The following is a 26,422-nucleotide window of genomic DNA, read 5'->3' as shown; positions in this document are numbered from 1 at the left end:
TTTAAATAGGAAAAAATTACGTATAGTAATAATGAATGAAGTAGATGGGGGTAAATAAATAGAAGTACAGAGAGAAAATACTATCAAGTATTACATTAATAATAGACAGCCATCACTTATCTAATTGAAAGGACAAAAATTATGGGATTAATCTATTCAGCCACCGAATCTTCTAACTTAATAAGTAATATGACCACTAATTTATCACTTGCTCGTACAACGATCGACCAATTACGAACAGGTAGCCAACAAATTGTTCAAGCAGTTGACGGAAAAACACTCTCCGGAGCAGCTTATCAAGCCGGTAAAGGACTGTTTTCTGAATTGATCATTCCTACAGTCAATCGGGTAAACAATGCGGTACAAGGAATTCAATCAGATCTGAATCTTTACTCCGCCGCGCATCAAATCGTTTCTAGTGAAGGATACTTGGACGAAGAGAATTTAAGCGGACAGATTCGGGCTAAATCATTTGCTAAACAATCGATTGAAAACCATGCGCAGACGATCAGACACATCGCTAATATAAGCATCTTACCAGGCATCACAGAAATGCTGACCGACTTCCATCGCAACCTGATGAGAATGTCAGACAGCTTACAAGAAGACATCTACAAGTTGCAACGCAAACAGCAAAAACTCAATGCCTTTAACTCTCAAACCAGTGGACAGTTCAACAACAGTCTACTGGAATTAAAACTCGCCATGCAAAGTGTCTTAGTTCTGAATCAAACTACCGTAAAGGCAGATGGAAGTTATACATTGCCGAAAGGGGTGGATGGAAGTTGGTTTGAGAAGTACAAACCAAACGGACAGACATTGCTGGAAGAATCTTCAACTAATGCCTTCTTAGAACTGTATGCGGAGATTGAAAAATTAGTTCAACCTCTAAAAGAAGGGAAAACCGATGCAATCAAACGACTTGAAATGTTGCTCAGAAATTATCCTGATGCATTAGTAAACAAGCTGGCATCCAACGATGAATTTTGGATGCTTACCAATTATCTACCTTCGGGTATGAAAACTAGATTATTTAGTTTTCTTACAAAATACGAAATGTTAGGTAAAACTGTTGCTCAAGGAAAATGGATTCCTAAAATCGATACGATAGGTAAGGCCTATCAAAATTTTACTAAGTTTACCTCGCCCGTAAAAACCTACGTCAGCGAAGGCTTGAAGAACTCCCACTTGATACAAGGAGCTAAAAAATGGGGTATCGCCAAAGGAATAGGAACGGCAGGCCAAGTAGCTACTTATGCACAATTAGGTGTGACATTTGTTTCAAGTGCAGTAAATGAGTATGGAAAAACAGGTAGTGTAGGAAAAGCAGTAAAGGGCGGAGGGATTGATATGGTTAAAAGTATAGGACCGTTGGAGGGGATGACTATAGGCGCTAAAATCGGTGGGGTTGTGGGGACTATTGTACCAGGAGCAGGTAATGCTACTGGCGCTTTTGTAGGCTGTGTTGTTGGAGGGCTTTTTGGTTTAGGAAATTCAATTGTACAGTCAATATGGCCCGACAGATATGATAAATGGAAGAATTCAGTTTACCAAAAAGAAGATAATAAAAAAAGTAACAATAAATTAGAGTTGGATAATTTAAAGTTAAGAAGTACAAACTGGAATGTTAGTGCTTCTGGAAAACCTTTTGGTAAAAAAATGAATTCTGTATATATACCTAGTTATAGAGGAGTAGCACAATGAATATCAAAAGATTTTTTTCAGCTACTTTTGAGGAAAGTTTACATTTAGAAGATGATCGTTTTGTTAAAGATTTGTATGCTGGTATTAAGATACAAGAGCAAGAGAAAAGAAACCTTCATCCTCTATTTCAATTAATTATTTATATACTTATGATTTTACTTATCTACGGATTTTACTACTTAATTAATTCTTGGATGGAAAATGAAGTGTTACATCAATTATTTAAGGAACCAAAAATTAATTTTGTTTCAATGCCTATTTTTTGGTTTGGTTTGTTGATATTTTCAATAATTAGTATTTTTATGATCACTAAGATGAATGATGGAACGAGATTTTACTTTATTTTTATTAATTTAAACATCTACATGATTTGGCTGATGCTAAGCATAAATTTGTTCTTCATTACATTCTTTATCGAACCACTTACGATTTCTGGAATACTTATTTTAATTTTGTTTCAGATTTTAAGTGGTTATATCATTTTTGAGAAAAAATTGTATGGTCTTGCTAAACAATTATTCGGTAACCACGAGTCAAAAAATCAATTTTCAAAATTTATTGAAAGAATAGTCACCTTTAGCTATAAACTCGGTGGAATCTTTTGGGCAATAATACTACTTTTAAATTTTATTTTTCCTAGTGGACTAAATGATTCCTCGGATATTACTACTATTTCAAGTACCGTAATAATGTGGATGATTGTAAATATCAGTTTTACTGCAGCAGAGGTGCATATTTCCTTTCCGTATTTATTGTATGGATACTATAAAAATAAGTTTCAAGAAGAGTATCGTGAGTGGGAAGGGAAAGGGCAGTTAGAATGGTACGGAGAGAAGTATTTCAACAAGCATATCAAAGGAACAGCCAAAGAAATAAAAGAGAAGAACTAGCCCAAAATCTTTGGTATCAACGTCTATCTAAATGTAAATTTTGGATTGAATATTAAAATAAATAGCCTTAATCTGATAAATCTTTTCTTATTCTAATGAATAACATATGAAATTTTTGCATGATTTTTAACAAATTTTTGTCCTTTTACCTTACACTTACATGATAGGAATGCCTATCAAGAGCTTTGTTTTATTAAAATAAAAAACGTTAGAAAAATCAACGAATGTTATAGTGTCGTCAGTTTTTTATACTATGAATGAATGCCATTTAAAAAAACAGAGAATAATATATTTTTGTTGAAAGTAAGGCGTTTCGTTGCCTTTTTCGCTTGATTTTCGTATATCTTTTATGAAATCCATATGTTAAAGTATTGGCGGAGATACTTTTGTTGATAGAGCTAAAATTTCCAAATAGATAAACTAAAAGTGAATTTAAAATAAATAGCCGATTAGATGTCAGGGAAAGAGGTGAAAGTCCTCTACAGACCTACCTACTGTAAGGTGGATGAAACCAATAGGACCACAGATCATTCTGGAAGGGTTGGGAGTAAAATGAAGCCAAGTCAGGAGACCGGTCTAACGGCAATGATGTTCTTTTGTAGGAGAAAGATCAAGCGTTTTGTTGTGCGATGGATCAAACTGTCTTCTCCTGTAAAAGGAAAGGCAGTTTTTTATTACTTTTAAAAGAGTTTGCTTGATAAGGGTATGGAAATGTAAGGGTTATCGTAAACAAAGTGATCACTGGGAAAAGTAAAAATGAGTCAAGGAAAGTGGGAATAGATGATGAAAAAATTATCGAAATTAGTTGCTGTGTTGGGATTGAGCGTAGTCTTTGGTTTAAGTGCTTGTTCAAATAATAATGATCAAACAAGCGGAACAGCAGAAACAACAACAGCTTCAGAAGTTGCTCTACCAACAAAAGATCGTGGTGGCGAAGAAATCGAGATTCCAGAAGAAGTGGATAAGATGGTTTCTCTAGTACCTTCAGTTACACAAGTGATCGATGATCTAGGACGTAAAGATCAATTAGTAGCTGTTGACACACAAAGCCCAGCAATGACAAAAGATATTGATGAGTTGCCACAAATCGATATGATGGCTGTGGATGCAGAAACATTGATTTCATTGAACCCACAAGTGATCTATGTTTCAGATATCAGTTTGCATGGTTCTGAAAATGTTTGGTCACAAGTAAAAGATGCAGGAATAACTGTCGTAAATATTCCAACTAGTAATACCATTGAAGATATTGCTTTAGATGTCCAATTTATCGCGGATACTTTACAAGAGCATGAAAAAGGACAAAAGCTAGTAGATACAATGAACAAAGAGATCGATGAAATCAAAGAAATTGGAGCAACGATTACAGATAAGAAAAAAGTATTGTTTGAAATTAGCGCATTACCTGAAATCTATAGCTTTGGTAAAGGCGTTTACTTGAATGAAATGATCGAACTTGTAGGTGCAGAAAATGTCTTAGCAGATCAAGAAAGCTGGATTCCAGTAACAGAAGAAGCTGCGATTGCTAGTAAGCCGGATGTGATTTTGACGAACGTAAATTACTTGGATGATGCAGTGCAAGAAATCTTAGATCGTGGAAGCTGGAAAGACGTTCCTGCGGTGAAAAATGAAGCAGTATTCTATATCGATAACGCTGCGAGCTCTTTACCAAACCACCATATGACAAAAGCCTTAAAAGAAATGGCATTAGCAATCTACCCTGATGAATACAAATCGTTGGAAAATGAATAAACAAAGTCGGTTGCTGTTAGCAGTGGTCTTAAGTATCATCGTGGTATTCTTTGGAATCAAAATCGGAAGTGTATCCATTCCTTTTGATACATTGATCCAAGCATTATTTTCAAGAGGAGACAAACAGCTAGATGCAACGATCGTCACCATTCTTTGGCAGGTTCGCCTGCCGAGAGTGGTTTTGGCGTTTCTTGTAGGTGCTGCGTTGGCTGTGAGTGGAACAGTCATGCAATCCCTTTTAGGCAATCCATTAGCTTCTGCCTATACGCTAGGTGTGTCATCAGGGGCATCACTTGGCGCTGCGTTGATCATTGTTTCAGGAATCACTTTACCGTTGTTCCCGAATTTCACATTACCTCTGACAGGGTTTATTTTTGGTTTAGCAACTGTGTTTATTGTCTTGGTGATGAGTCAAAGATTGGATCAGCAATTATCGAACCAGACAGTTATTTTGGTGGGAATGGTCATGACCTTATTTGTAGGTGCAATGTTGACGATCGTCACGGCATTGTTCAAAGATCATTTGCAGCAATTAGTCTTCTGGCAAATGGGTAGCTTTTCAGGGAGCACGTGGGCAAAAATTCAAATCTTTTTACCTATCTTACTATTTGGAACAATCGCTCTTTGGTTCTCTGCTAGAAGTTTAGATGTGTTATCTTTAGGTGAAGAAGAGGCGTTAATCTCTGGTGTAGATGTTCGAACGATCAAGCTATGGGTCATGGTCCTTGCGGCTTTGCTTGCAGGAAGTGCGGTTTCATTTGTCGGTGTGATCGGATTCGTTGACTTGATTGTCCCCCATGTCATCCGACGTTACTTCGGTGCTAGCCATCGTTGGGTCATTCCAGGAGCAGCACTATTAGGTGGCAGTATGATGGTCGTCGGCGATACGATTTCTCGAACGCTATTATCTCCCCAAGAAATACCAATAGGCGCTGTCACAGCATTGATTGGTGCGCCATTTTTTGCCTATGTTTATTTCAAACGAAAGTGAGTGTTTTACAATTATGAAAGATATTTATCGAAGTCCTTATGAGGCTTATCCGTTTTTAGCAGACGATGCAGATGATTTACGCTGCGATTATGAATTACACACCGATCGTTTATCTTCAGAAATCGGGCTATTACGCGCAAAGTGTAAAGATTCTCCTTTTTACGAAGAGTTAGAGAAAATCGGTGAATTGGTTTACCATGCCAATGCGTGCGTGCGTACAAAAATGACGATCACGCAAGAAGAAATCGACTGGTTAAAGAGTCGTGTCGATGAATTGAATGCGGAAAGAACAAACCAAAGCGGACCATTTTTCTTACCTCAAGGAAGTGAACGAGGGGCGTTGGCTCATATCTTGCGTGTCGATTGTAAAATAATCGTTCGTTTGCTGTATCGCCATCTCTATCAAGGCAAAAAAGTCGATTCAGGCTTGCTAGACTTTTTCAATTTATTGTCTGGTTACTTCTTCATGATTGCGCTGAAATTCAACCGAGAAGACGATGTAACAGAAATTCCTTTTGTCAGCAGAAATTACCGCTAAAGGAGGAAAAGTGATGACCTTGAAGCTATCGCAAGTCACAGCTGGCTATGGCTCAGTAAAAATCATCAAAGAAGTCTCCTTCGAGCTGAACAAAGGTGAGAACCTATGTATCCTAGGACCCAACGGCTGTGGCAAGACGACCGTATTGAAATCAATTGCGGGCATCCTTTCCTACGAAGGATCGATCACGATCGATGGAAAAGAAGTCCGCACGATGAAACGCAAAGAAGCCGCGCGCAAAGTCGCTTTACTCAGCCAGTTTTCAACCATTGCTTTTGATTACACCGTCTATGAAACTATCATGATGGGGCGTTATACGCACATCAAACAAGGACTATGGTCAGTCACGACAGCAGAAGACCGAGAAAAAGTCATGGAGTGCCTAGCACTGACTAATTTATTAGAGCTGAAAGACCACCCCGTCAACCAACTTTCCGGTGGCCAAAAGCAACGCGTCTTCCTAGCCAAAGTATTAGCCCAAGACCCAGATATTTTATTACTAGACGAACCCAATAATCATCTCGATATCAAGCACCAACTCGAACTCATCGGCTATTTAAAAGACTGGGGCAAGAACCAAGACAAAACAATCATTGGCGTCTTCCACGACATCCGTTTAGCCCTCTCTTTAAGCGACCAAGTCCTGTTCATGAAAGCAGGCCAAGTCATCAAGCAAGGCCCATTTTTGGAAACAGCTTCAAGGAAACTACTTAAAGATATCTTTGATGTAGATCTAGTGAAGCATTTTCAGGAACAGAGTGAGATTTGGGAGAAGTTGGGGGAAGGGTAAAGGAAATAGAATAAATATATATAAATTCTGAGACTTGTAAATGAGTCTCGGAATTTTTTATTTAATTTTTTTATACTATTCCTTGAAATAATAGGATTCATAACTATTTTGACAAGTAAAATTGCCATATTTCGAGAGTGATATTTTTGTTATACTTAATTCGAGGTGATGGAATGAATAAACGATTTAGGAATAATTTATCTACAATCTTAAAAAATAAACGTATAAGCTATAGCAAGTTGTCTAAAGAAACGGGAATTTCAAGACAAACAATTAGTAAAATTATAAATAATGAATTTTATGCTATGAATGTCCATACACTTGTTACTTTATTAGATTACCTTGAAGTTGGGATTAATGAGTTTGGTGTAGTTGATAGTGAGTTTGATTTTATTGATAATCAAATACACAAAATGGCTTTTAATAAAAAAAATCTAGCTATTTTAGTCAATAGTCTTTCAAGTAAAACAAAATTATCTTTCACCTTTCATCCTTACGCATCCAATCATTGTTTAAATGTTGATTCAAAAAAGTATTCTAATAAATATGATTTTTCAGGAAACATTAGGATCCATGGGACTAAAAAAGAAACGGCTTTAGAGGTTATTGATTTTGACCTATGGAAAATTTCAAAGATGGTTTCTTATGAAGAGTTTTATGATCTATATCGATCGTTGATCATTGCTTTTGAAGATTATGCCGAAAAACTAAGATTCAATAAAATTATTTTTAATGTAAGTTCCTATTATGCTCCAGAGTTACAGACAGTTCTTTTTCCTAGAAATTTAACTAGCAAGGATCTAAGAGAATTAGTTCAGAGTTTTCCTTATGATTGTAGAAAAAATGAGTTACTCAAATTTTCAGTTCTTAAAACATGTGGATACGGTTTTATTTCTGTAAATGAAGAGGAAGAGCTACTTATAAATGAAATCAATAACCAAGTTGACTCTATGGCGAATGTGAGTATATTTGAAAAAGAAAAGATTATAATGGATTTGATGGATAAAAATGTTCTAGAAAGAGATTATCATGTCAAAAAATATTTCAAGTATATATATTAATGTATATCTTTAGCCTTTGAATATGTTTAGTATAATTTAGCTAAATTATTCATGATGATAGCGTATTTTAGTAATAATATAATATTTCTATAGAATAATAGATTACTTTGACTTATATTTATATTGTAGAATTTATATTGGAAAAAGCATGATATATTGGAATTATAAAAGTGAAAAGCAGACTAATTACATATGCAGGCTTACTAGAAAAAATTTCAGAAGCTATGTTAGAAAAACATATGGAGGAATAAGGCATTGAAGAATCAAGTGAATACTACAACTCAATCTGAGTTACAGTTTGAACAAGAAGTTATTGATCATTTAACAAAAATTGGTGGTGTAAAACAATGGGAGTACGCAAAGGGAATTAAGACAACAGAGCAACTTTGGGATAATTTCAAGAGAATTCTGGAACAAAACAACCAAGCGCGATTAGATAAACCATTATCTGTTACTGAGTTTAACCAGATAAAAAAAATTATCTCAAATATTGATTCTCCTTATTCAGCCGGACAATTTCTTTATGGTGTGAATGGTGTTTCTGAAATTGAAGTAGATCTTGATGATAATCAACATGTGTTTTTAACTGTATTTGATCAAGCGCAGGTAGGTGGCGGGAATACTGTGTACCAAGTAGTCAACCAAATTGAGCGACCAAAAGTAATTGATGGGAAACAAAATCGTCGTTTTGATATCACACTATTGATTAATGGCTTGCCCATAGTACAAATTGAATTAAAAACCTCGTTACACAGTTCGATAGAAGCATTGAATCAGATGGAGCAATATATTGCTGAAAAACAGTTTAGTGGCATCTTTTCTACCTTACAAGTATTGGTTGCAATGACACCGCATGATATTCGGTATATGGCGAATACAACTCGTGACAAATTTAATCGTGCATTTGCTTTTAACTGGCAAGACGAAGAAACAGCTAAACCTGTTAGAAAGTGGAAGGAATTTGTTGAAAAGGTTCTATCCATACCAATGGCACATGATCTTGCAACAAGATACATGGTTTTAGATGGAACAAAGAACAAAGAAAGTATTAAAGTAATGCGACCTTATCAAGTCTATGCAACGAAGCGTGTATTAGATAAGGTGAGGAAATTTGATTTTAAATATGGAGAGGGAAAATTAGGTTATATTTGGCATACTACTGGCTCAGGTAAGACAATTACAAGTTTCAAGACTGCTTGGTTAGCAAGTCGTCTTCCCAATGTAGATAAAGTGGTCTTCTTAGTCGATCGTATTGCCCTAACGAATCAAACAGCAGATGCTTATCGCGCATACGATCCAATCGCTGGTTTTGAAGGAAAAACTGGAGTAGTTAGTGACACAGCCAATATTTCTGATTTACATCGAAAATTAACGAAGAAAAGTGATAAGAATATTATTGTTACAAGTATTCAAAAAATGTCCCGTTACGTGACAAGAGAGAGCTTTAGCCAGTTAACTGATAATATCTTATTTATTGTTGATGAGGCACACCGTTCAACTGGAGATGGTACCAAAAATGAAGGCATGCTAGAATCTATTCGAAAAGCTCTCCCAAATTCTGCATGGGTTGGCTATACAGGCACACCTAGATTTCCAGAAACAAGAGAAATATTTGGAGATTTAATTCATGCATATACAATTAAAGAGGCAATTGCAGATAAGAATGTCTTAGGTTTCAAAGTAGAATTCAAAGAAACAATTGAACCACCTACAGATCCTACTGAAGAAGACATTGACGATAATTTACGAGGCAGTGTCTATGATTATAGTCCGGAACATGTGGATTTGGTTGTAGAAGATATTTTTAAGAATTGGAAAGAACGTTCGAATAATCGTAAATATAATGCATTATTTACCGTTCACGTCGGTGGAAACCGTGCGAGCACACCTCGAGCGATGGAGTACTTTGATAAATTTATGGAAGAAAATAATAAACGACCAATTGAAGATCGTTTAAAAGTAGCAATTAGTTTTTCAATTGACACATCGAATAGTGTTCATCAGTTGAAAACAAATGAAAATTTGCACCGAGCAATACGAGCTTATAATGCGTTATTTGATACAGCATTTGATATGACCTCAGTTAAATCGTACACTGAAGATTTGGCAAGAAGATTAAATAAAACAGCAGATGATGGGAATTATTTAGATTTGGTTATAGTGGTAGATCAACTACTAACAGGTTTTGACGCACCAGAGCTCAATACACTATATATAGATCGTACATTAAAAGGTGGGAATCTTATTCAAGCTTATTCCCGAACAAATAGGATACATGATCGTAATGCGAAACCACAAGGGAATATTGTCAACTACCGTTGGCCAATTCAAAATGAATACGAAATGAACCAGTCTTTTGCAATCTACTCAAATCGGGATTCAGCAGCTGAGCAACTCTCTCTTGATGAGCTGATTATAGGAAATCAAAAATCTGGAATTCTTTCAAAATCTTTTGGCACAATAGAAGAAGAAACAAAAGATGTAATACAACAATTAGCGGAATTGACAGAAGGTTTTAATCAATTGCCCCCTAGTGAGAAAGCACAAGAAGTAGTCTTTGAAGGTCTAAAAGAATATAATCGTTTATTGAATCAATTGAAACAATTTACAGAAGATGATGAAAAGAATCCGATTTCTGCTTATGATGAACCTGAAGCATTTTATGAACGTTTAGGTATTACAAAGGAACAAGAAGTAAGGTTAACGACAGTTCTTGCAAATGAATTAAGAGAAAATCGAGCAATAGCTGAAGAAATCGACATTTCACAAGTCCACTTGGAAATGACTCATATTCATGATGTAACAATCAATTATGACTATCTGATTGAATTGATCGCTCAGTTGGCAAATGAAGTACATGTCGATAATATGAATAAAGCCAAGAAAACAAAAGATGAAATTGATATCGAGGTTGCGAAATCTGAGAACGATCAAGAAATTACAAAAGTCCGTAACTTTGTGGCGAAAGTTTTGGCGAAAGAGTTTGAGTTTGATAAATATCCCGTTGCATTGAGTGTCGAAGAAATGAATCAAGCAATGGAACGCTCACAAAGGGACAGTAATATTAAACAACTAACAGAATTTATCCGCAAGTGGGGATTAGATAATAGTGTGAAGCCAAAAGAATTAGATAAATTAATTCAACGTCATCAGTATGGGCAAGAAGATCTAGACAAACAGGGAGAACTAACAACTATTATGAACGATGCTCGCTCGGATTATAAAGAAATTTCTTCAGAAGAAATTGCTAGTTTGACATGGGTAAAATATCGTAAAAAATTTCATGAAGCTTTTTATAAAATGGCAGATGAAATCAAGAAAAGTGAATAAATCAAGTTGATTGAAATCCAATTATTAATATTGGAATAGTAGCAATCAGCAAGCTTTTAAAAATCAACTTTGATTATAGTGAACTTGATAGAGTAAGAAGTGGTATTTTCCATTTTGAAAATTACCAGCATGGTAAAATTCTTTAACTGTTATCAGTTTTTTGAAGGAAATGGAAAAGTTTCAGTAGTATAGTTAAAAAGATAAAAATTGATGCGTATAAGAAACTCGAAAAATAACAAAAATATTTCCGATTTTAATAAAGAGATGTACTTTATGAAGATTCTCAATAGTATATGTGGAATCTTCATCTATAAGGAGAGAATAGAAGAAATGAGTAATGCAAGCGAGATTACAACGAAATTATGGGCAATGGCGAATAAGCTACGTGGAACGATGGATGCAAGTGAATATAAAAATTATATTTTGCCATTTATGTTCTATCGGTATTTGTCTGAAAATCAGGATGCTTATTTAAAAATGAATGGATTAGAAGATTACTACGAAGTAACTGATGATGAAGAGAAAGAAGATTATCTAGAAGATATAAGCCGTGGTATTGGGTATGCGATTTCTCCTGAGTATACATGGGAAGAATTAGTATCTAAAATTGAAAATCATAAAATCAAAGCTAGTGATTTTCAGGACATGCTAGATTCATTTAATATTAACGCAAAGAGGAATCCTGTTGCAGAAGATGACTTTGCAAATGTTTTTTCAGATATCAACTTAGGAGACACACGTTTAGGATCGAATACAAATGAACGAGCAAAAGCATTGAATGATGTTGTTTTGATGGTCAATGAGTTTAATTTTAAAGACGATTCTGGTCGTGATATCTTAGGTGATGTATACGAATATTTAATTGGGCAGTTTGCAGCCAATGCCGGTAAAAAAGGGGGCGAGTTCTATACGCCGCATGAAGTTAGTAAAGTGTTAGCTAAAATCGTAACAGATGATGTAAATAAAGAGGAAGAACAATTTCGCGTGTACGATCCAACGATGGGATCGGGGTCTTTACTATTGACTGTAAAAAATGAATTGCCTGATGGAGAGCGATCAGGAAGTGTTGATTTTTATGGTCAAGAATTAAATACTACTACGTACAATTTAGCACGAATGAATTTAATGATGCACGGGATTAACTATCGGAATATGAATTTAAGACGTGGAGACACCTTAGATGCCGATTGGCCATTTGCAGAAAAAGATGGTATTCAAATCCCATTAAAATTTGATGCAGTTGTTGCTAATCCGCCTTATTCCGCAAAGTGGGATATCAAAAATGTGGATCGTGAAAAAGATACACGTTTCAAAGGTTACGGTGTAGCACCAGCGTCAAAAGCGGACTATGCATTTATTTTACATGGATTGTATCACTTAGATAAAGCTGGGACGATGGCGATCGTTTTACCACACGGTGTCCTATTCCGTGGTGCTTCTGAAGGGAAAATCCGGAAAAATATCATTGATAATAACTTGTTGGATGCCGTAATAGGTATGCCAGCGAATTTATTTTACGGAACGAGTATACCTACTACAGTTCTAGTCTTTAAAGGAAGAGAAGCACGGAAAACAAAAGATATCCTTTTTATTGATGCCTCAAGTGAGTTCGTCAAAGGCAAAAATCAAAATAAACTATCGGAAGAAAATATTACTAAGATCATTGAAACCTATCAAAAACGTGAAGACGTTGAAAAATATGCTCATGTTGCGACGCTAGATGAAATCAAAGAGAACGACTACAACTTAAACATTCCTCGATATGTAGATACATTTGAAGAAGAAGAAGTGATCCCACTTCCTGAGGTCGCGGAAGAATTAGTTAAGCTAGATCAAGAAATTGCTGAATCTACGAATAAGCTATTTACAATGTTAAAAGAACTAGAAGGAACAGATGAGGAGTCGCAAGCAGACCTACGTAAATTTATGGAGATATTGGGTAAAGAGTGATAATATTTTTGTGGAAATCAACTTATCTTTATTAGGTGCATTTCTACTAGCATAGTACGGTATATAAAGGAGGAGAGACATTATCAATGAAGAACAGTTGCTTGAATTAAAGTTGAAACTAGAGGAAGAAGAAACATCTAGACAAAAATCTGATGTACTATCAGAAGAACTTAATCATCTCTGTTTAAAGGCTCGAAGTAAGGAGATATTTTCTATTGATGAGCAAATTGATTATGCTAGACACAAAGGGATCTCTATTGCTGAATCGGAAGAAACGATTGTTCGTGATATTTTGTCAAATAGAACTTATTATTTTAAAGTTACAGCCTATCGCAAGAATTTTGAAAAAGATGCAAATGGGAAATATGTGAATCTTTCATTTATTCAGCTAAACGATTTAGCCAAAATAGATATGTATCTAAGAATGACATTAAGTAGAATGATTTTTGAATTGGAACATTCTTTAAAGACTTTACTGGTAAATTTAATTACTAACTCTTTAGATGAAGATGGATATTCAATTGTCGATGAGTACGACAGCTATATGCAATCTAAATTTGTACGCCTTCAAAGAAAAAAAGGGAATACTAGTAATGAGGAGGAAATTTTACTAGGCTATGATCAAGCATCGCATAAGATAATTAATAAGATCAAAGGTAAATTTGGTTATGATTTTGATTTTTATAGTCGTCATCATCATAATATTTCAATTTGGGCATTATTAGAGATCATGACTTTGGGCAATCTACAGAGGTTCATAGAATTCTATTTTGAAAAAAAGTATTTTGGTTATCAAAAATTGAAAACTGCTAATCAGTTATTAAAATATGTGACGAATGTTAGAAATGCAGCCGCGCACAGTAGACCACTTATTTATAATATTGTAGAACCTTTTCAGTATGGTAAGAAAAATCAAATAAAAAATAAAAGAGCATCAATTCAGTTGACACAATTTGCTGAAAAATCAGGTGTGGATTCGGAATTAAGTAACCGAGTCCTCACAAATAGGAAAATGAATGATATAGTAACTACTCTGTATCTTCATGATAAATATGTTTCGACGGCTAAACTGAAGCAGAAAGCATCTAAGGATCTTCAAGAATTAGTCAAACGAATAAGAGCTAACCGAGAGATATACCGAAAGAACGATGATCTCTTGGAAACATTTAAGTTTTTTAAGAAGATCGTCACGAAATACTGTGAATTAAATGCTTGACTAGTCAACGTTTGAAGTGATATCCTTGTTTTAGATGAAATACCCCTTCCGAAAGGGTAGATAGCAACGGGTAAAAGCGAAGCTATTTTAGGGTTAATGATAGTAAAACTAAGTATTGTCTGTGTACTTAGTTTTACTATCATTTTTTTGCGTCGCTATTCAATTAGTGATTTCTTTTCTTCACACCATAGCCTTATAATCCCCTTATACTACTATTAAAATTACATAAAAGGAAAACGTTAATCTGACTAGCTATTATAGTTAGTATTTAACAATAACTAATTATTTATAGATATGTGTTATATTTCCAGAAATAGACAAAATATCATTATTATGAAAAACACTTATATGTAAAAATTTATTAATTTCTAAACTCATGGTATAATCCAATTTGTAATGACTTACGCTGTAATACAGCGTAAGCTTAATAGGTCTATATAATATAGTAGAATGGTTAGACAACATATCAAGAGAGGAAGTATTTAGTTGATAAAGCTAAGTTTTGAAATGACAGTAAACAAAAAATTAAAACATAAAAATTCAACTTATCTTAAAAGGATTTCAACGAATATAACTTATGTATTTATAGAACTCAATAATCAGAATATACATAAGAAAGCAAAGGTGAGTTTTTGATGAATAAAGAGAAGAAAAAAACACCTAAGATTCGGTTTAAAGGCTTTTCTGATGATTGGGAACAGCGTAAGTTGGGAGAGCTAGGCAAAACTCAATCGGGAATTGGCTTTCCTGATGCAGAGCAAGGTGGTTCTGAAGGTATTCCATTTTTTAAGGTTTCCGACATGAATAACATTGGTAATGAGTACGAAATGAGAAATGCAAATCATTATGTATCTGATGAACAAATTGAACGTAAAAAATGGAAGCCAATAAAAGATGTGCCAGCGATTATATTTGCTAAAGTTGGAGCTGCAATAATGCTTAATAGAAAACGTTTGGTCACAAGCTCTTTCTTAATAGATAACAACACTATGGCTTATATGTTTAATAATACTTGGGATATCTATTTTGGTAAAATATTTTTTGAAACTATAAATTTGCCAAGATACTCCCAAGTAGGGGCATTGCCCTCTTATAACAGCTCTGATATTGAGAGTATTGACGTCAAGGTTCCTGCAAAGGATGAACAACAAAAAATCGGTATCTTCTTCAAACAACTGGATGAGACTATCGCTCTTCATCAACGTAAGTTAGAGCAACTGAAACGATTAAAGCAAGGGTTTTTACAGGTTTTATTTGCGAATGACACAAATGTTCCGAAGGTGCGTTTTGCTGGTTTTACCGAAGAATGGGAACAGCGTAAGTTAGGAGATATTGTTCAAATAATTATGGGCCAATCTCCAAGCTCAGAAAATTATACAAATAATCCAGATGACTATATTTTGGTTCAAGGGAATGCAGACATAAAAAATGGTAGAGTTGTTCCTAGAGTGTGGACTACTCAAGTGACAAAACAAGCCGAAAAAAAAGATTTGATTTTAAGTGTTAGAGCCCCAGTAGGAGATATTGGAAAAACTGATTACGACGTAGTCTTAGGACGTGGAGTTGCAGCAATTAAAGCCAATGATTTCATTTTTCATCAACTTGGAAAAATGAGAGAAAATGGCTATTGGAATCGATATAGTACAGGTTCAACATTTGAAAGTATTAACTCAAATGATATTAAAGAAGCTCTAATTGCTTTTACAAAAGATGAAGAACAAAAACAAATAGGTAGTTTTTTCAATCAATTAGACAATAATATTTCTCTTCACCAAAATAAAATTTCCCAACTGAAAAACCTAAAAAAAGCATTCCTACAAAAAATGTTTATATAAAAAGGCGCCCAGCGCCTTTTTATCATACAAGAGAAGATAAATGTCGCATAATCTTATCATTGTCTTGGTTTTCTAATTCTTGAATAATATGCAAATAGGTTTCTTGGGTTGTGGTCATGCTAGAATGTCCTAATCTTTTAGCTACACTTGCGATCGAAACACCTGCAAATAATAATAATGAGGCATGTGTATGTCTTAAAGAATGAATAGTGATTACAGGAATCTTTGCATTTGTACATATTATCTTTAGTCGGTTATTTATAGTTGAATTAAACACCCGTTTTTTAACAAAAATTGGTTTCTCTGGGTCTAAATCTTTTACTAATTGTGAAAATTGCATAGCTAATTGCCAATCCATCTGTATTTTTCGAATGGAAGAACTATTTTTAGTTGGTTGGAATTCTCCTGTAGACTTGCGATAATTCCATGTTTTAGTAATAAGTATCTTCTGATTAAAAAAATCAAAATCCTCAGGTGTAAGAGCCAATGCTTCAGAAAATCGTAAACCAGTTTTTGTCACCAATAAGATAAACCAATCCCAATTTAATTCTTGTCTTAAATCTAACTCTCTCAACAATAACTGAATCTCATGTTGATTTAAAAACTTTGGCTTCTTCTCTTTAGGTGCTTTCCCTTTTATGATAATTTTCCGAGTAGGATTTTGGGATAAAATACCTTCATCCACTGCATCTAAAATAGCCCCTTTTATCTGATGATGGAAATCCATTGTAGTCTGCTTCTCATGATCTTCTGCATATGCATTTAATAAACTTTGATAGCTTCTTCTATCTAAGTCACAAACTCGCATATCCGGAGCTAATTTAGTGACCCATTGCAAACTCATATAGTATTTTTCTAAGGTAATTGAACGAATTGAGCCAACTTTGTACAATTCAATCCATTCTTCAAAATATTTGTAAAACAATTGCATTTTTCTTTTTTTCAATAGAAAAACCTCCTAATAATTTTGATGTTACTCGTTAATTATTAGGAAGTTTGGGATATTTGTGAAGATAAAATTTTTCAGATGAACATTGATTGAAGGAGTCCTTTTTTTAGGTTTTTTAGTTGAGAGAGTTTCTTTTGGTGAAGGGTGAGAGTATTGTCCAATTGATAGAAAAATTTACCTATCTGCTGCTGCTCACTTAATATTGGCAATAAAATGCTCTGTTTCAAGAATTCTACCGAATTTAAAGACTTCATCATTCGAGCACTTGAAGTTGCATTTATAAGAATTTTTCTCATTACATCAGGATTATTAATGTAACGTTTCATAAACTCATTATCATACTCTTCAACCGCACTATAGACATCATAAATATGTGATACAATTCCGTCCTGACAGTCATTTAATACAAAGCGTCCATTTGGAAATTTATCATTAGTATGTCCTTCAAAAGCAATATTCCCTCTCCGTATTTTGTTATATGTTTTCATATACTCATCTGAAGATTTTGCAGAGGGTGGAGACAGTTTCATTCTAGCAACCGAAATTACAGAGTCACTATGAAATTCTAAGTCTTTATTCTTTTGAGTATCCTTTTTGAATATATCCCCCAACTTACGCTGTTCCCATTCCTCGATAAAACCAGCAAAACGCACCTTCGGAATAGTTGCTTCATTCGCAAATAAAACCTGTAAAAACCCTTGCTTTAATCGCTTCAATTGTTCTAACTTACGTTGATGAAGAGCGAGAGTGTCGTCAAGCATTTTGAAAAAAAGCCCTATTAATTTTTGTTCCTCAATATATTGCGTATATGGTATTTTAATATTGGAAAAATTTTCATAGAATAAATACTCTCTAACACTACCTTCAGTATTTCGTCGAACTTCTCTAATAAACAATGGGGATTTTATATATTGTAGAACAAACTCGTTATTAAGAGTCTCTGACATCTTCACAACAACATATAATGAACTGACAAGCACAGTTTTTTCAAGATTATTAAATGCAATTGATCCCACATTTATTCTTGCAGGATTATAAGCAAAATCACTGGGTTCAACAAATTTATATGACGTCTTTTCTAAATTATCTAACCTACTACCATCAAACTGCTCTGTTTGGGCTATTAATCCAAGCTTGTTACTTACAGAGTAGGCAGGGAAATCTAGACCTTTCGAATTTTTCTTACCTGTTTTCTTGCTAAACTCTTTGAACTTACGCTGTTCCCAATCATCATTCTATACCAACAAAACACCCCACTTTCTCAGAAAAAATTTCTTCTATCATGCTACAATATAACTAAATATATTTATAATCATAAGGCGGTGAATTAACTAGTGAATGATTTTGAAATCAATCTGCCCACAAGTACTGAGTTATCAATTAATGTAACAAATAAAGAATTATACAATTATGATTTTAGTTCGTATTCACTTCTTCCTCTACAAGAGGCTGTTGGTTTATCCATTATTAAGAGTATTAAAAATGAACTATTTAACCATGTATCAGAAGCTAAACTACTAAAACAACTTTTAGAAAAGGGAGAGACAGAATATGTGGCGAACTTTTCTGATTTAGCAAAGAAAAAATTGGCTTCAGGAGAATGGTCATTAGGAATCCGTAAAAAAACTGGAGAAACGTATGCTATCATCAAGGATACTTTAACGGGGAGAACGAAGAGTACGGTAACACTGGATGAACGCATAGTAGGAAAACTAGGGAATTTACCAGAACTTTCTGCGATTCAAGGGCAATTAGCAGCTATAACAGAGAAGATTGAGGATTTAAATAGGCTCGTTGAGCGTGTGGAGCAAGGGCAATATAATGATCGATTCTCAGGATTCCATAGTGCTAGGCAACTTGTGATTGAAGGGCTTGCTTCGCACGATAGCGAGTTGAAGAAGGAGCTTTTGATTTCTGCGATTAAAACCAATAACGATACAATCGCAAAATTAATGTTTGCTATTTATCAAGATGCTCATGATTTTACTAATATCAAAATAAAATCCAAAGATGCAAAAAGAATTGAACGATTGCTTCAACAATCTATTGGCTATTTAAACTCGGCTGTGCAACTGAATTTAGTTGCGTATAGTGCTATGGCAGAGGATCAGGCATTATTAGCGACATTGTCAAATTACCATTAGACCCTATTAAAAAAACTTGATGATTCGGGGCATACATTAGCATGGAAAATTGATAATGCGCATCAAGGTGATTCAGGACGTGTGAATGAAATCATGGCGGATATTTCAACTAAGATAGATGTATTGGTTTATGAGATTCAAGGATATGAAATTGGAGGGAAGAATAATGGGAAACTCACAACTGAAACTTTGTAAAGTACCTGGATGCAAAAAAGAAATATATGCAAATAAATCTTTATTTTGTGGAGAGCATGAACGGAAATTTAGAGAATATCGTAAGACAGCATGGAAAAGTGGAATAGGAGGATTGAGTGTAATCGGATTAGTTTTTGGCTTTATTACTGATGTTAAGAAAAAAAGTTAAAAAAAGATTACTATGGAAAAAATTATAGTATGTCTCTAATTACGGGGTGTTTATTAAAGAATAAGAACCACAGTCATCCGTTTTACTATAGATAATTTATCAAAATTACAGTTTATTTTAAATGAGTCATAGCAGAGAAAGTATGTATAACAATTTGATGAATAAAGATAGATGAGTAATAATAATAGTTAGAAGACAGTGATTAAAACTATGAAATATATCTATTTAGTGATGAAAGAATAAAAAAGCACTAGACAGCCCACGAGGCGGTCCAGTGCTTTTTCCTATCCCTCCACAACCCTCACCGACCCCCAAATATTCAACTCCGGTACGATCTGTTGATGTATGATTGGTTCGTCTGGATGATTGATGCGGTGTAACAAGGTTCGGATGGCGAGTTGGCCCATGAATTCCAAGTTGGTGGCAACGTTGGTCAATCGTGGGATTGCCATGCGTGTGAATTCTGTTTCGTCAAAACAAATGATACTGATGTCATCTGGTATTGTATAGCCAGCGGATTGGAGATAGCTGTTGAGCATAAAGGCTAATCCGGAATTGACACAAAACCAAGCATCGGGCATTTGCTCGATGCTTTTTAGGCGACTGAACAAAGCGCCTTGGGATTCCTCGATTTCGGTGATCTCGATTTCTGGCTCTTGTGAGATGCCGTGTTCTGCTAAGGCGCGATGGTAGCCGCGTTGGCGTTCGAGGTAGCTTGGCGAAAAGGAGGTGTCGCCGATGAAGCCGATTCGTTTCATGCCATTCGCAATGAGTAATGAAATGGCTTGGAACGTGCCGTCGGTATTTTTGGACAAAATGGCATCCGCGAGTAATTCTGGATCGTGATGATCAATCAAAGTTACGGGGATTCCTGTAGCAATCACTTGTTTTATGTAGTCATTGTTACTATGAGAAAGTACTAAAATACCGTCATATTCATTGATGTGTTCTGGCAGGATCATTTGTTGTAGTGTTTCATCGGTTAAGGTATACGTGTCTAATTTGATATGTGCGCGTTGTGCGGCAGATTCTGCGCTTTTCACGATTTCGCCGAAGAAACTTGTTTGGGAAAAGGCAAATTCAGTTGCCATCAAAAGAAAGCTCATGGTGGTGTCTTCTGTGACGGTTTGGTAACGATAGCCTAGTTCGTCGGCTTTATTTTTTACTAGTTGTTTGGTTTGTTGGCTGACGCCGGGTTTGTTTCGTAGTGCTTGCGAAACGGAATTTTTAGAGATTCCTAGTGCATCAGCGATGTCTTGCATCGAAGCTTTTTTCATAAGTTCACCTAATTTCTCGTAATATTTACATTGATTATAACATAGTACATCTAAAATAATCACCTAAAAAGATTACAAATGTAACTTTGTAATGTTAATTACGTAATGTTGACAAACGTAATTACGGATGGTATGATTGTCGCAGTTATAAGAAACCGTTTACAAACCAAGGAGGAAGATTCATGAAGATGAAGAAAATATTTTTGGGACTTACGACTGTATTAGCAGGAACTGTTTTACTTGCGGGCTGTGGCAATCAATCAACGAGTGGGGATTCCGGCTCAGATGATGGGAAAACGAAAATCACTTTTTGGGCGGCACCTAATCCGACGCAATTGAGATATTGGCAAGAAATGGCGACAGAATTCGAAGCACAAAATGACGAGATCACAGTCGAAGTGACTCAAATGAAAGAAAGTCCATCTTCTGAAGCGACGATTCAAAGTGCGATTGCATCGAATACGGCACCGACGTTGTCTGAAAATGTGAACCGTAGTTTTGCGGCACAATTGGCGGCTAGTGAAGCGATTTTACCATTGAATCAACAAAGTGGATTTGATTCGATCGTGGAAACAAGGCACATGGATCAAACGATTGAAAGCTGGAAATTTTCTGACGATAGTCAATATGTATTACCAGTGTATTCAAACCCGATTTTATTTGGTTGGCGAATCGATTTACTAGAAGAACTTGGCTTTTCGGAGGTTCCAAAAACGTATTCTGAATTGTTAGAGGTTGTAGAAAAGGTTCAGGAAACAGATAAAGCTTTGTGGGCGAAAAGAGACTTGTCTGACCCAACAGCTTGGATGCGTTGGTTTGATTTCTTCCCGTTGTACAATGCGGCGAGCGAAGGTGGCAGTTTTGTAGAAAATGAGAAGTTTTCTGTGGATGAGGCTGCAATGACGGATGTATTTGATTTGATGAGTCAATTAGCAGATGCGAATGTTTTGCGAACAGGTGAAGCGACTGATCCGTTTGAAAATGGGGATAGTATCATGACTGATCTTGGTCCGTGGACATTCCCGAATTGGGACGAAAAATATCCTGAGTTGACGTTTGGTGAAAACTACACAGTGACGACACCTGTTGTGCCTGATGCTTTAGCAGATGTGGAAGAAGTTTCGACTTACGCAGATGCGAAAGGGATCGTGATGTACGCGCAAGCAACAGAAGAAGAACAGGCAGCAGCGATGGCGTTCTTGGAATTTGTTTATTCAGATGATGAACATGACATGAAGTTATTAGAAATGACGTCATTGATCCCTGCGAGAGACGATGCGAAAGAAAATGAAATTTTTGCTGCATACTTTGAAGAAAATCCAGCGATGAAAGTATACGCAGAAAATGTTCCGTTTGCTGTACCGGCAATGGATAATGAAAAATTCAATGAGATTCAACAAGCTTTTGGTGAACAAGCGTGGGTACCAGTGATTCGTGGAGAAAAGGATGCGAAAACTGCAACAGCAGATGCCAAATCAGCGGTTGAAGGGGCGCTTCAATAATGAACAAAAATACAAAGTTGGGCTGGTTATTTACCAGCCCATACCTGATTTTTACTGTCATCTTCTTTTTATTACCGCTTTTATGGTCGTTTTGGTTAGCGCTGACAAGTTGGAATATGATTTCACCAACGGTTGAATTTGTTGGTTTCAAAAATTTTATTGATGCGTTTCATAGTCCGGCGATTCGAGCAGCATTTGTGGTGACCTATAAATTTCTACTGGTCTTTGTTCCGATGGCTTTGATTTTATCGATGACGATTGCGTTGTTAGTGAATAGTTTGCCTAAGTTTAAAGGCTTGTACATGGTTGCCTTCTTTTTACCTTATCTTTCGAGTGGGGTCGTGACTTCGTTGATCGTGAAAGGTTTGCTTTCTTACAATGGTCCTTTCAATACGTTTTTACGTACGAGAATGGGTTGGGATATTGATTGGTTAGGGAATCCTCAGACGTCGATTTTTATTGTTTCACTGATGATTGCTTGGAAGATGTCTGGCTATTATGGGTTGATCTTGATTTCTGGTTTGGGAAATATCAATAAAGAGGTCTATGAGGCTGCGGCAATTGATGGAGCAAGTGCATGGACGCGTTTTTGGAAGATCACGTTTCCGATGCTTTATCCTGCATTTTTTACAGTGACGGTGCTTGCTGTGGGGATTAGTTTTGGGATCTTTACGGAAGTGTATCAATTGACTGGTGGCGGCCCGAATTTTGCTACGAATACGTGGCAAATGGAGATCTATAATCAAGCGTTTGTCAATCTTCGCTCGGGGTATGCTTCAGCAGTTGCTTTGATGGCTTCTGTGGTGACGTTTGCTTCGATCGGTGTGATTCGTAAACTATTAGAAAAGTGGGGGGAGAAAAATGGTTGGTCATAAACGGACAAAAGGCAAAAATACGATTCTTTATCTTGTAACGACCCTCGTGATGCTGATCATGACGTTTCCTTTTGTGTACTTAGTCATGCATTCTTTTGCAGTTTGGGATCAAGTGGATCGTCGCATTATCCCGACAGATTTTAGTTTACGTTCTTGGACGTGGCTTCTCGGAGGTTCACCGACTTCTGCGGATGTTCCGTGGTTGGGGGCTTTTGTCAATACGACGATCGTGGCGACGGTAGCAACTGTTTTAATGATGTTGTTTGCTTTGATGGTCGGTTATGCGTTGGCAAAGATCGAGTTTAAAGGGAAGAAATTAGTAAACAATTTTATTCTTTTCCAAATGTTTTTCCCAGCAATCATTTTACTGATCCCGCAGTTTTTAATGGTAACGAGAGTGGGGTTACTGGATTCATATGCAGGAATGATCATTCCTACAGCAATCAGTTTATGGGCGATTTTTATGTATACGAACTTTTTCAAGGCGATTCCCAATACATTGATTGAAGCGGCGAAGCTAGATGGTGCAACGGAGATGCAAGTCTTGTTCAAAGTCGTTTTACCGATGTCTAAATCGATTACGACGGTGATTTTCTTGTTCTTGTTTACGGATCGTTGGACGAATTTATTATGGGATATGATCGTGTCGAAAAGTGATAGTACAGTGACGTTGAATGTCTTGATTTCACAAATGTTCGGCCCGTATGGCACGTTTCCAGGACCGATGTATGCGGCGTCAGTATTGTTGACTTTACCATTGATCGTTTTGTTTTTGATTTTCTCAAAACGATTCCAAGATGGTATGCAATTTACATTGAAGTAAGAGGACAGAACAATGTGGTGGAAAAATGCAGTTTTTTATGAAATCTATCTCGCTTCTTTTGCAGATAGTAATGGCGACGGGATTGGGGATATCGATGGTGTTAGAGGAAAGTTGTCTTATCTAAAAGAATGTGGCATCGATGCCTTATGGCTCACGCCATTTTATCCTTCGCCAAGAGTCGATAATGGGTATGATGTGTCAGATTATTGTGCGGTTGATCCGCAATATGGGTGTTTGGAAAACTTTCGATCACTTTTGGAAGAAGCACATGCATTATCGATAAAAGTCATTATTGATGTGGTTTTGAATCACACATCAACGGCACATCCGTGGTTTATCGAATCCAGTGCGAGCCAAGCGAGTGCAAAACGAGATTGGTATATTTGGCGAGAACAACCGAATAATTGGGAAAGCTTTTTTGGTGGGAGTGCTTGGAAGCTGGATCACCGAACCAATCAGTATTATTATCACAGTTTTGCAGAAGAACAGGCGGATCTGAACTGGCAGAATCCTGAAGTGAAGCAGGCAATCTATGATGTCTTGTCTTTTTGGCTGGACATGGGTGTGGATGGGTTTCGTTTTGATGTGATCAATAATCTAACGGTGAATGATACTTTTACAGATAATCCTAGGGATGAAGAGGGGAAACAGGTGCATCTTTATGATGTCAACCAGCCTGGAGTGATGCCAGTTCTTAAAGAAATGAATCAATGGCTCAAAACAGTCGCTCCGAATATTTTTACAGTGGCTGAGATCAGTTCGGATCAGTTATCGGTGATTTCAAGTTATGTGGAAGAAGCAGGATTCGATACGGCGTTCAATTTTAATTTAGGAAGTATTGAAACGTTGGATCTAACGATGTTGACCCACGAATTTCAAGAGATGAATGCACGTGAACATCTTCCAACTTTATTCTTTAATAGTCACGATATGAGTCGTTCGTGGAACCGGTTAGCACAAGAAGATCGTGAGACGTATGAATTGTTGTCTGTCTTTCTGTTGATCAATCGTGGTGTGCCTTTCTTATTTCAAGGAGAAGAACAAGGGGTAAGTGATTTTCATCCGACCCATATTTCAGAGATTCGCGACATCCAAGCGAAGAATAAATACCGTGAACAATGTCTCTTTCTAGAAACACGACAGGCGCTTTCAGTCGCCAATGAAGTGAATCGCGACCGTTCCCGGGGGATGATTCCTTGGGGAGAAAGTCAACGACTTGGGTGGATCGGGACGAGCCCGAAAAATCCAGAAGGGGAACTGATTTCTTCTGTCTATCAAGAATTGATTCGTTTGCGTAAAGCGGAGGGGCCTTTTCAAGAAGTTACGAATATTCAGTTGGAAAAAGGATGTATCCGCTATCAAGTAGAGCATTTATCTGTAGTGCTGAATTTTAGTGAGTCATCTGTAGAACAGAATATCTCAGAAAACGTTCAAACGATTTATGGCAAAGGAATGCTTAGCGAGGATCGTAAATGGGTCAAAGTACCATCAAAAAGCTGTTGGATTGGAAAGGAATAGCAATGATCAAAATAAAAAACTTAATTGAAGACTATCGAAAAAATAAGCCTGAACAAATGAAAAAAGCGGAATTTTTGACATTTACAGGTGTGGGGACGAAGGATGTCTATAACATTACTGCACCCTTTGAGTTAGCGGGAGAAGTGGTGCTAGCTGGGCGTGTGGAAGCTAGAGAGAGCGAAGATTCTACCGTCTACTTGTTTAGAGAAATAGCTAAAAATACGTGGGCAAAGATTTCTGATGGCATCGAATTACCATTACAAGATCCTTTTTATACGGTGATCGACGGGAAAGTGATTTTAGGTGGGGTGGAAGTTATTTTCTTGCCAGAAGGCCAGGCGCAATGGCGGACCATTTTTTATCACTTAGAAGATACAGCAACTGCCCACCACTTATTTGAAGGACCATGGGGAATGAAAGACTTACGTTTGAAGCAATTGTCAACTAGTGAAATTTTAGTCATGACACGTCCACAAGGAGAAAAAGGCGGTCGTGGCAAGATTGGTGCTTGTCTGATCGATCAGCTGGCTGATCTATCGATCCAAAAAATCGAAGAAGCGCCATTATTAGCGAATCAATTTTCTGAGGAAGAATGGGGCGGCGCAAATGAAATTTTTGAGATTGATGGAGTGATTTGGGTTTTAGGCCATATTGCGAATTTTGATGAGCAAGGTGATCGCCATTATTATGCGATGCGTTTTTCTTTTGATCGCAGAAACCATGCAATGAAAGATGTGCGCATCCTTGCAGAAAGAAAAGATTTTGCTAAAGGACCGACGAAACGACCGGATCTTGTGGATGTGGTCTTTAGCGGAGGCTTGGACCTGTCTTCTGAGCATGGTGTTTTATATGCCGGGATCAGTGATGCAGGCGCACAAAAATTAAAAATCGAAAATCCATTTAAGTAGAGGTA

Annotated in this window: 21 protein-coding genes, 1 pseudogene and 1 riboswitch; of the genes and pseudogenes, 18 read left to right on the top strand and 4 right to left on the bottom strand. The window is 36.3% G+C overall.

All coding sequences use genetic code 11. The features are described 5' to 3' along the window. The first annotated feature begins 141 nt into the window (after positions 1–141). From IGJ00_RS12440 to IGJ00_RS12390, 11 genes are all read left to right on the top strand, one after another. Positions 142–1,704 (top strand): hypothetical protein, encoded by a 1,563-nt coding sequence (locus tag IGJ00_RS12440; RefSeq protein WP_438844483.1) that lies wholly within the window; start codon positions 142–144, stop codon positions 1,702–1,704. Beyond that, entirely contained in the window at positions 1,701–2,594 is an 894-nt protein-coding gene (locus IGJ00_RS12435; protein WP_335882998.1) for a hypothetical protein, read from the top strand. The genes IGJ00_RS12440 and IGJ00_RS12435 overlap by 4 nt, the downstream gene beginning before the upstream one ends. Positions 2,595–3,027: 433 nt before the next feature. Then, positions 3,028–3,188, top strand: a riboswitch (cobalamin riboswitch). Between the two features lie 189 nt (positions 3,189–3,377). After that, positions 3,378–4,346 (top strand): ABC transporter substrate-binding protein, encoded by a 969-nt coding sequence (locus IGJ00_RS12430; RefSeq protein WP_438844585.1) that lies wholly within the window; start codon positions 3,378–3,380, stop codon positions 4,344–4,346. Then, the gene (locus tag IGJ00_RS12425) at positions 4,339–5,337 is read left to right on the top strand and encodes a FecCD family ABC transporter permease (RefSeq protein ID WP_438844584.1); all 999 of its coding nucleotides are present in this window, start codon (positions 4,339–4,341) and stop codon (positions 5,335–5,337) included. The genes IGJ00_RS12430 and IGJ00_RS12425 overlap by 8 nt, the downstream gene beginning before the upstream one ends. 13 nt (positions 5,338–5,350) lie before the next feature. Continuing rightward, positions 5,351–5,875: an ATP:cob(I)alamin adenosyltransferase gene (locus IGJ00_RS12420; protein ID WP_181055313.1), complete on the top strand. Its 525-nt coding sequence runs from the start codon at positions 5,351–5,353 to the stop codon at positions 5,873–5,875. A gap of 13 nt (positions 5,876–5,888) precedes the next feature. After that, positions 5,889–6,665 (top strand): ABC transporter ATP-binding protein, encoded by a 777-nt coding sequence (locus tag IGJ00_RS12415; RefSeq protein ID WP_438844482.1) that lies wholly within the window; start codon positions 5,889–5,891, stop codon positions 6,663–6,665. Positions 6,666–6,838: 173 nt separating this feature from the next. Beyond that, on the top strand, positions 6,839–7,726 hold the full coding sequence (locus tag IGJ00_RS12410) for a helix-turn-helix domain-containing protein (RefSeq protein WP_438844481.1): 888 nt from the start codon (positions 6,839–6,841) through the stop codon (positions 7,724–7,726). A 255-nt stretch (positions 7,727–7,981) separates the two neighbouring features. Next, positions 7,982–11,056 carry a type I restriction endonuclease subunit R gene (locus tag IGJ00_RS12405; RefSeq protein ID WP_438844480.1) on the top strand — a complete coding sequence of 1,025 codons (3,075 nt, stop codon included), beginning with the start codon at positions 7,982–7,984 and terminating at the stop codon, positions 11,054–11,056. A gap of 330 nt (positions 11,057–11,386) precedes the next feature. Then, entirely contained in the window at positions 11,387–13,006 is a 1,620-nt protein-coding gene (locus tag IGJ00_RS12400; RefSeq protein ID WP_108146316.1) for a type I restriction-modification system subunit M, read from the top strand. A gap of 97 nt (positions 13,007–13,103) precedes the next feature. Beyond that, positions 13,104–14,222, top strand: a complete 1,119-nt coding sequence (locus IGJ00_RS12395) for an Abi family protein (RefSeq protein WP_438844479.1) — start codon at positions 13,104–13,106, stop codon at positions 14,220–14,222. Between the two features lie 635 nt (positions 14,223–14,857). Further along, positions 14,858–16,057 (top strand): restriction endonuclease subunit S, encoded by a 1,200-nt coding sequence (locus IGJ00_RS12390; protein ID WP_438844478.1) that lies wholly within the window; start codon positions 14,858–14,860, stop codon positions 16,055–16,057. Positions 16,058–16,079: 22 nt separating this feature from the next. Here the strand turns inward: IGJ00_RS12390 and IGJ00_RS12385 are convergent, their stop codons facing one another. The 3 genes and pseudogenes from IGJ00_RS12385 to IGJ00_RS12375 form a co-directional block, all read right to left on the bottom strand. After that, positions 16,080–16,988 (bottom strand): site-specific integrase, encoded by a 909-nt coding sequence (locus IGJ00_RS12385; RefSeq protein WP_438844583.1) that lies wholly within the window; start codon positions 16,986–16,988, stop codon positions 16,080–16,082. 92 nt (positions 16,989–17,080) lie between these two features. Continuing rightward, positions 17,081–17,659: a restriction endonuclease subunit S gene (locus IGJ00_RS12380; RefSeq protein ID WP_438844582.1), complete on the bottom strand. Its 579-nt coding sequence runs from the start codon at positions 17,657–17,659 to the stop codon at positions 17,081–17,083. A 66-nt stretch (positions 17,660–17,725) separates the two neighbouring features. Continuing rightward, positions 17,726–18,226, bottom strand: a pseudogene (locus tag IGJ00_RS12375) (restriction endonuclease subunit S); the annotation flags it as partial. A 114-nt stretch (positions 18,227–18,340) separates the two neighbouring features. Between IGJ00_RS12375 and IGJ00_RS12370 the strand changes: the two are divergent. Both IGJ00_RS12370 and IGJ00_RS12365 read left to right on the top strand, forming a co-directional pair. Next, positions 18,341–19,150, top strand: a complete 810-nt coding sequence (locus tag IGJ00_RS12370) for a hypothetical protein (protein WP_438844477.1) — start codon at positions 18,341–18,343, stop codon at positions 19,148–19,150. Between the two features lie 166 nt (positions 19,151–19,316). Then, positions 19,317–19,514, top strand: coding sequence for a hypothetical protein (locus IGJ00_RS12365; protein ID WP_438844476.1), 198 nt, complete (start codon positions 19,317–19,319; stop codon positions 19,512–19,514). 284 nt (positions 19,515–19,798) lie between these two features. On the opposite strand, the gene IGJ00_RS12360 is transcribed toward IGJ00_RS12365, so the two are convergent. Continuing rightward, complete coding sequence (locus tag IGJ00_RS12360) at positions 19,799–20,791, bottom strand: LacI family DNA-binding transcriptional regulator (RefSeq protein WP_438844475.1); 993 nt, start codon at positions 20,789–20,791, stop codon at positions 19,799–19,801. 182 nt (positions 20,792–20,973) lie between these two features. Between IGJ00_RS12360 and IGJ00_RS12355 the strand changes: the two genes are divergently transcribed. From IGJ00_RS12355 to IGJ00_RS12335, 5 genes are read left to right on the top strand one after another with little or no spacing between them, the layout of a single operon-like run. Beyond that, entirely contained in the window at positions 20,974–22,293 is a 1,320-nt protein-coding gene (locus IGJ00_RS12355; protein WP_271552834.1) for an ABC transporter substrate-binding protein, read from the top strand. Then, positions 22,293–23,168: a carbohydrate ABC transporter permease gene (locus IGJ00_RS12350; protein ID WP_065097084.1), complete on the top strand. Its 876-nt coding sequence runs from the start codon at positions 22,293–22,295 to the stop codon at positions 23,166–23,168. The genes IGJ00_RS12355 and IGJ00_RS12350 overlap by 1 nt, the downstream gene beginning before the upstream one ends. Beyond that, positions 23,155–23,991 carry a carbohydrate ABC transporter permease gene (locus IGJ00_RS12345; RefSeq protein ID WP_438844474.1) on the top strand — a complete coding sequence of 279 codons (837 nt, stop codon included), beginning with the start codon at positions 23,155–23,157 and terminating at the stop codon, positions 23,989–23,991. Before IGJ00_RS12350 ends, IGJ00_RS12345 begins: the two co-directional genes overlap by 14 nt. A 12-nt stretch (positions 23,992–24,003) precedes the next feature. After that, the gene (locus tag IGJ00_RS12340; RefSeq protein ID WP_438844473.1) at positions 24,004–25,509 is read left to right on the top strand and encodes an alpha-amylase family glycosyl hydrolase; all 1,506 of its coding nucleotides are present in this window, start codon (positions 24,004–24,006) and stop codon (positions 25,507–25,509) included. Then, positions 25,464–26,417, top strand: coding sequence for a DUF1861 family protein (locus IGJ00_RS12335; protein WP_438844472.1), 954 nt, complete (start codon positions 25,464–25,466; stop codon positions 26,415–26,417). Before IGJ00_RS12340 ends, IGJ00_RS12335 begins: the two co-directional genes overlap by 46 nt. Positions 26,418–26,422: the final 5 nt, after the last annotated feature.

The sequence above is a fragment of the Enterococcus sp. AZ062 genome, assembly GCF_051715065.1.
GTDB lineage: Bacteria > Bacillota > Bacilli > Lactobacillales > Enterococcaceae > Enterococcus_B > Enterococcus_B mundtii.
The sequence above is the reverse complement of the archived record's forward strand: the minus strand, read 5'-3'. Positions and strand labels throughout refer to the sequence as shown.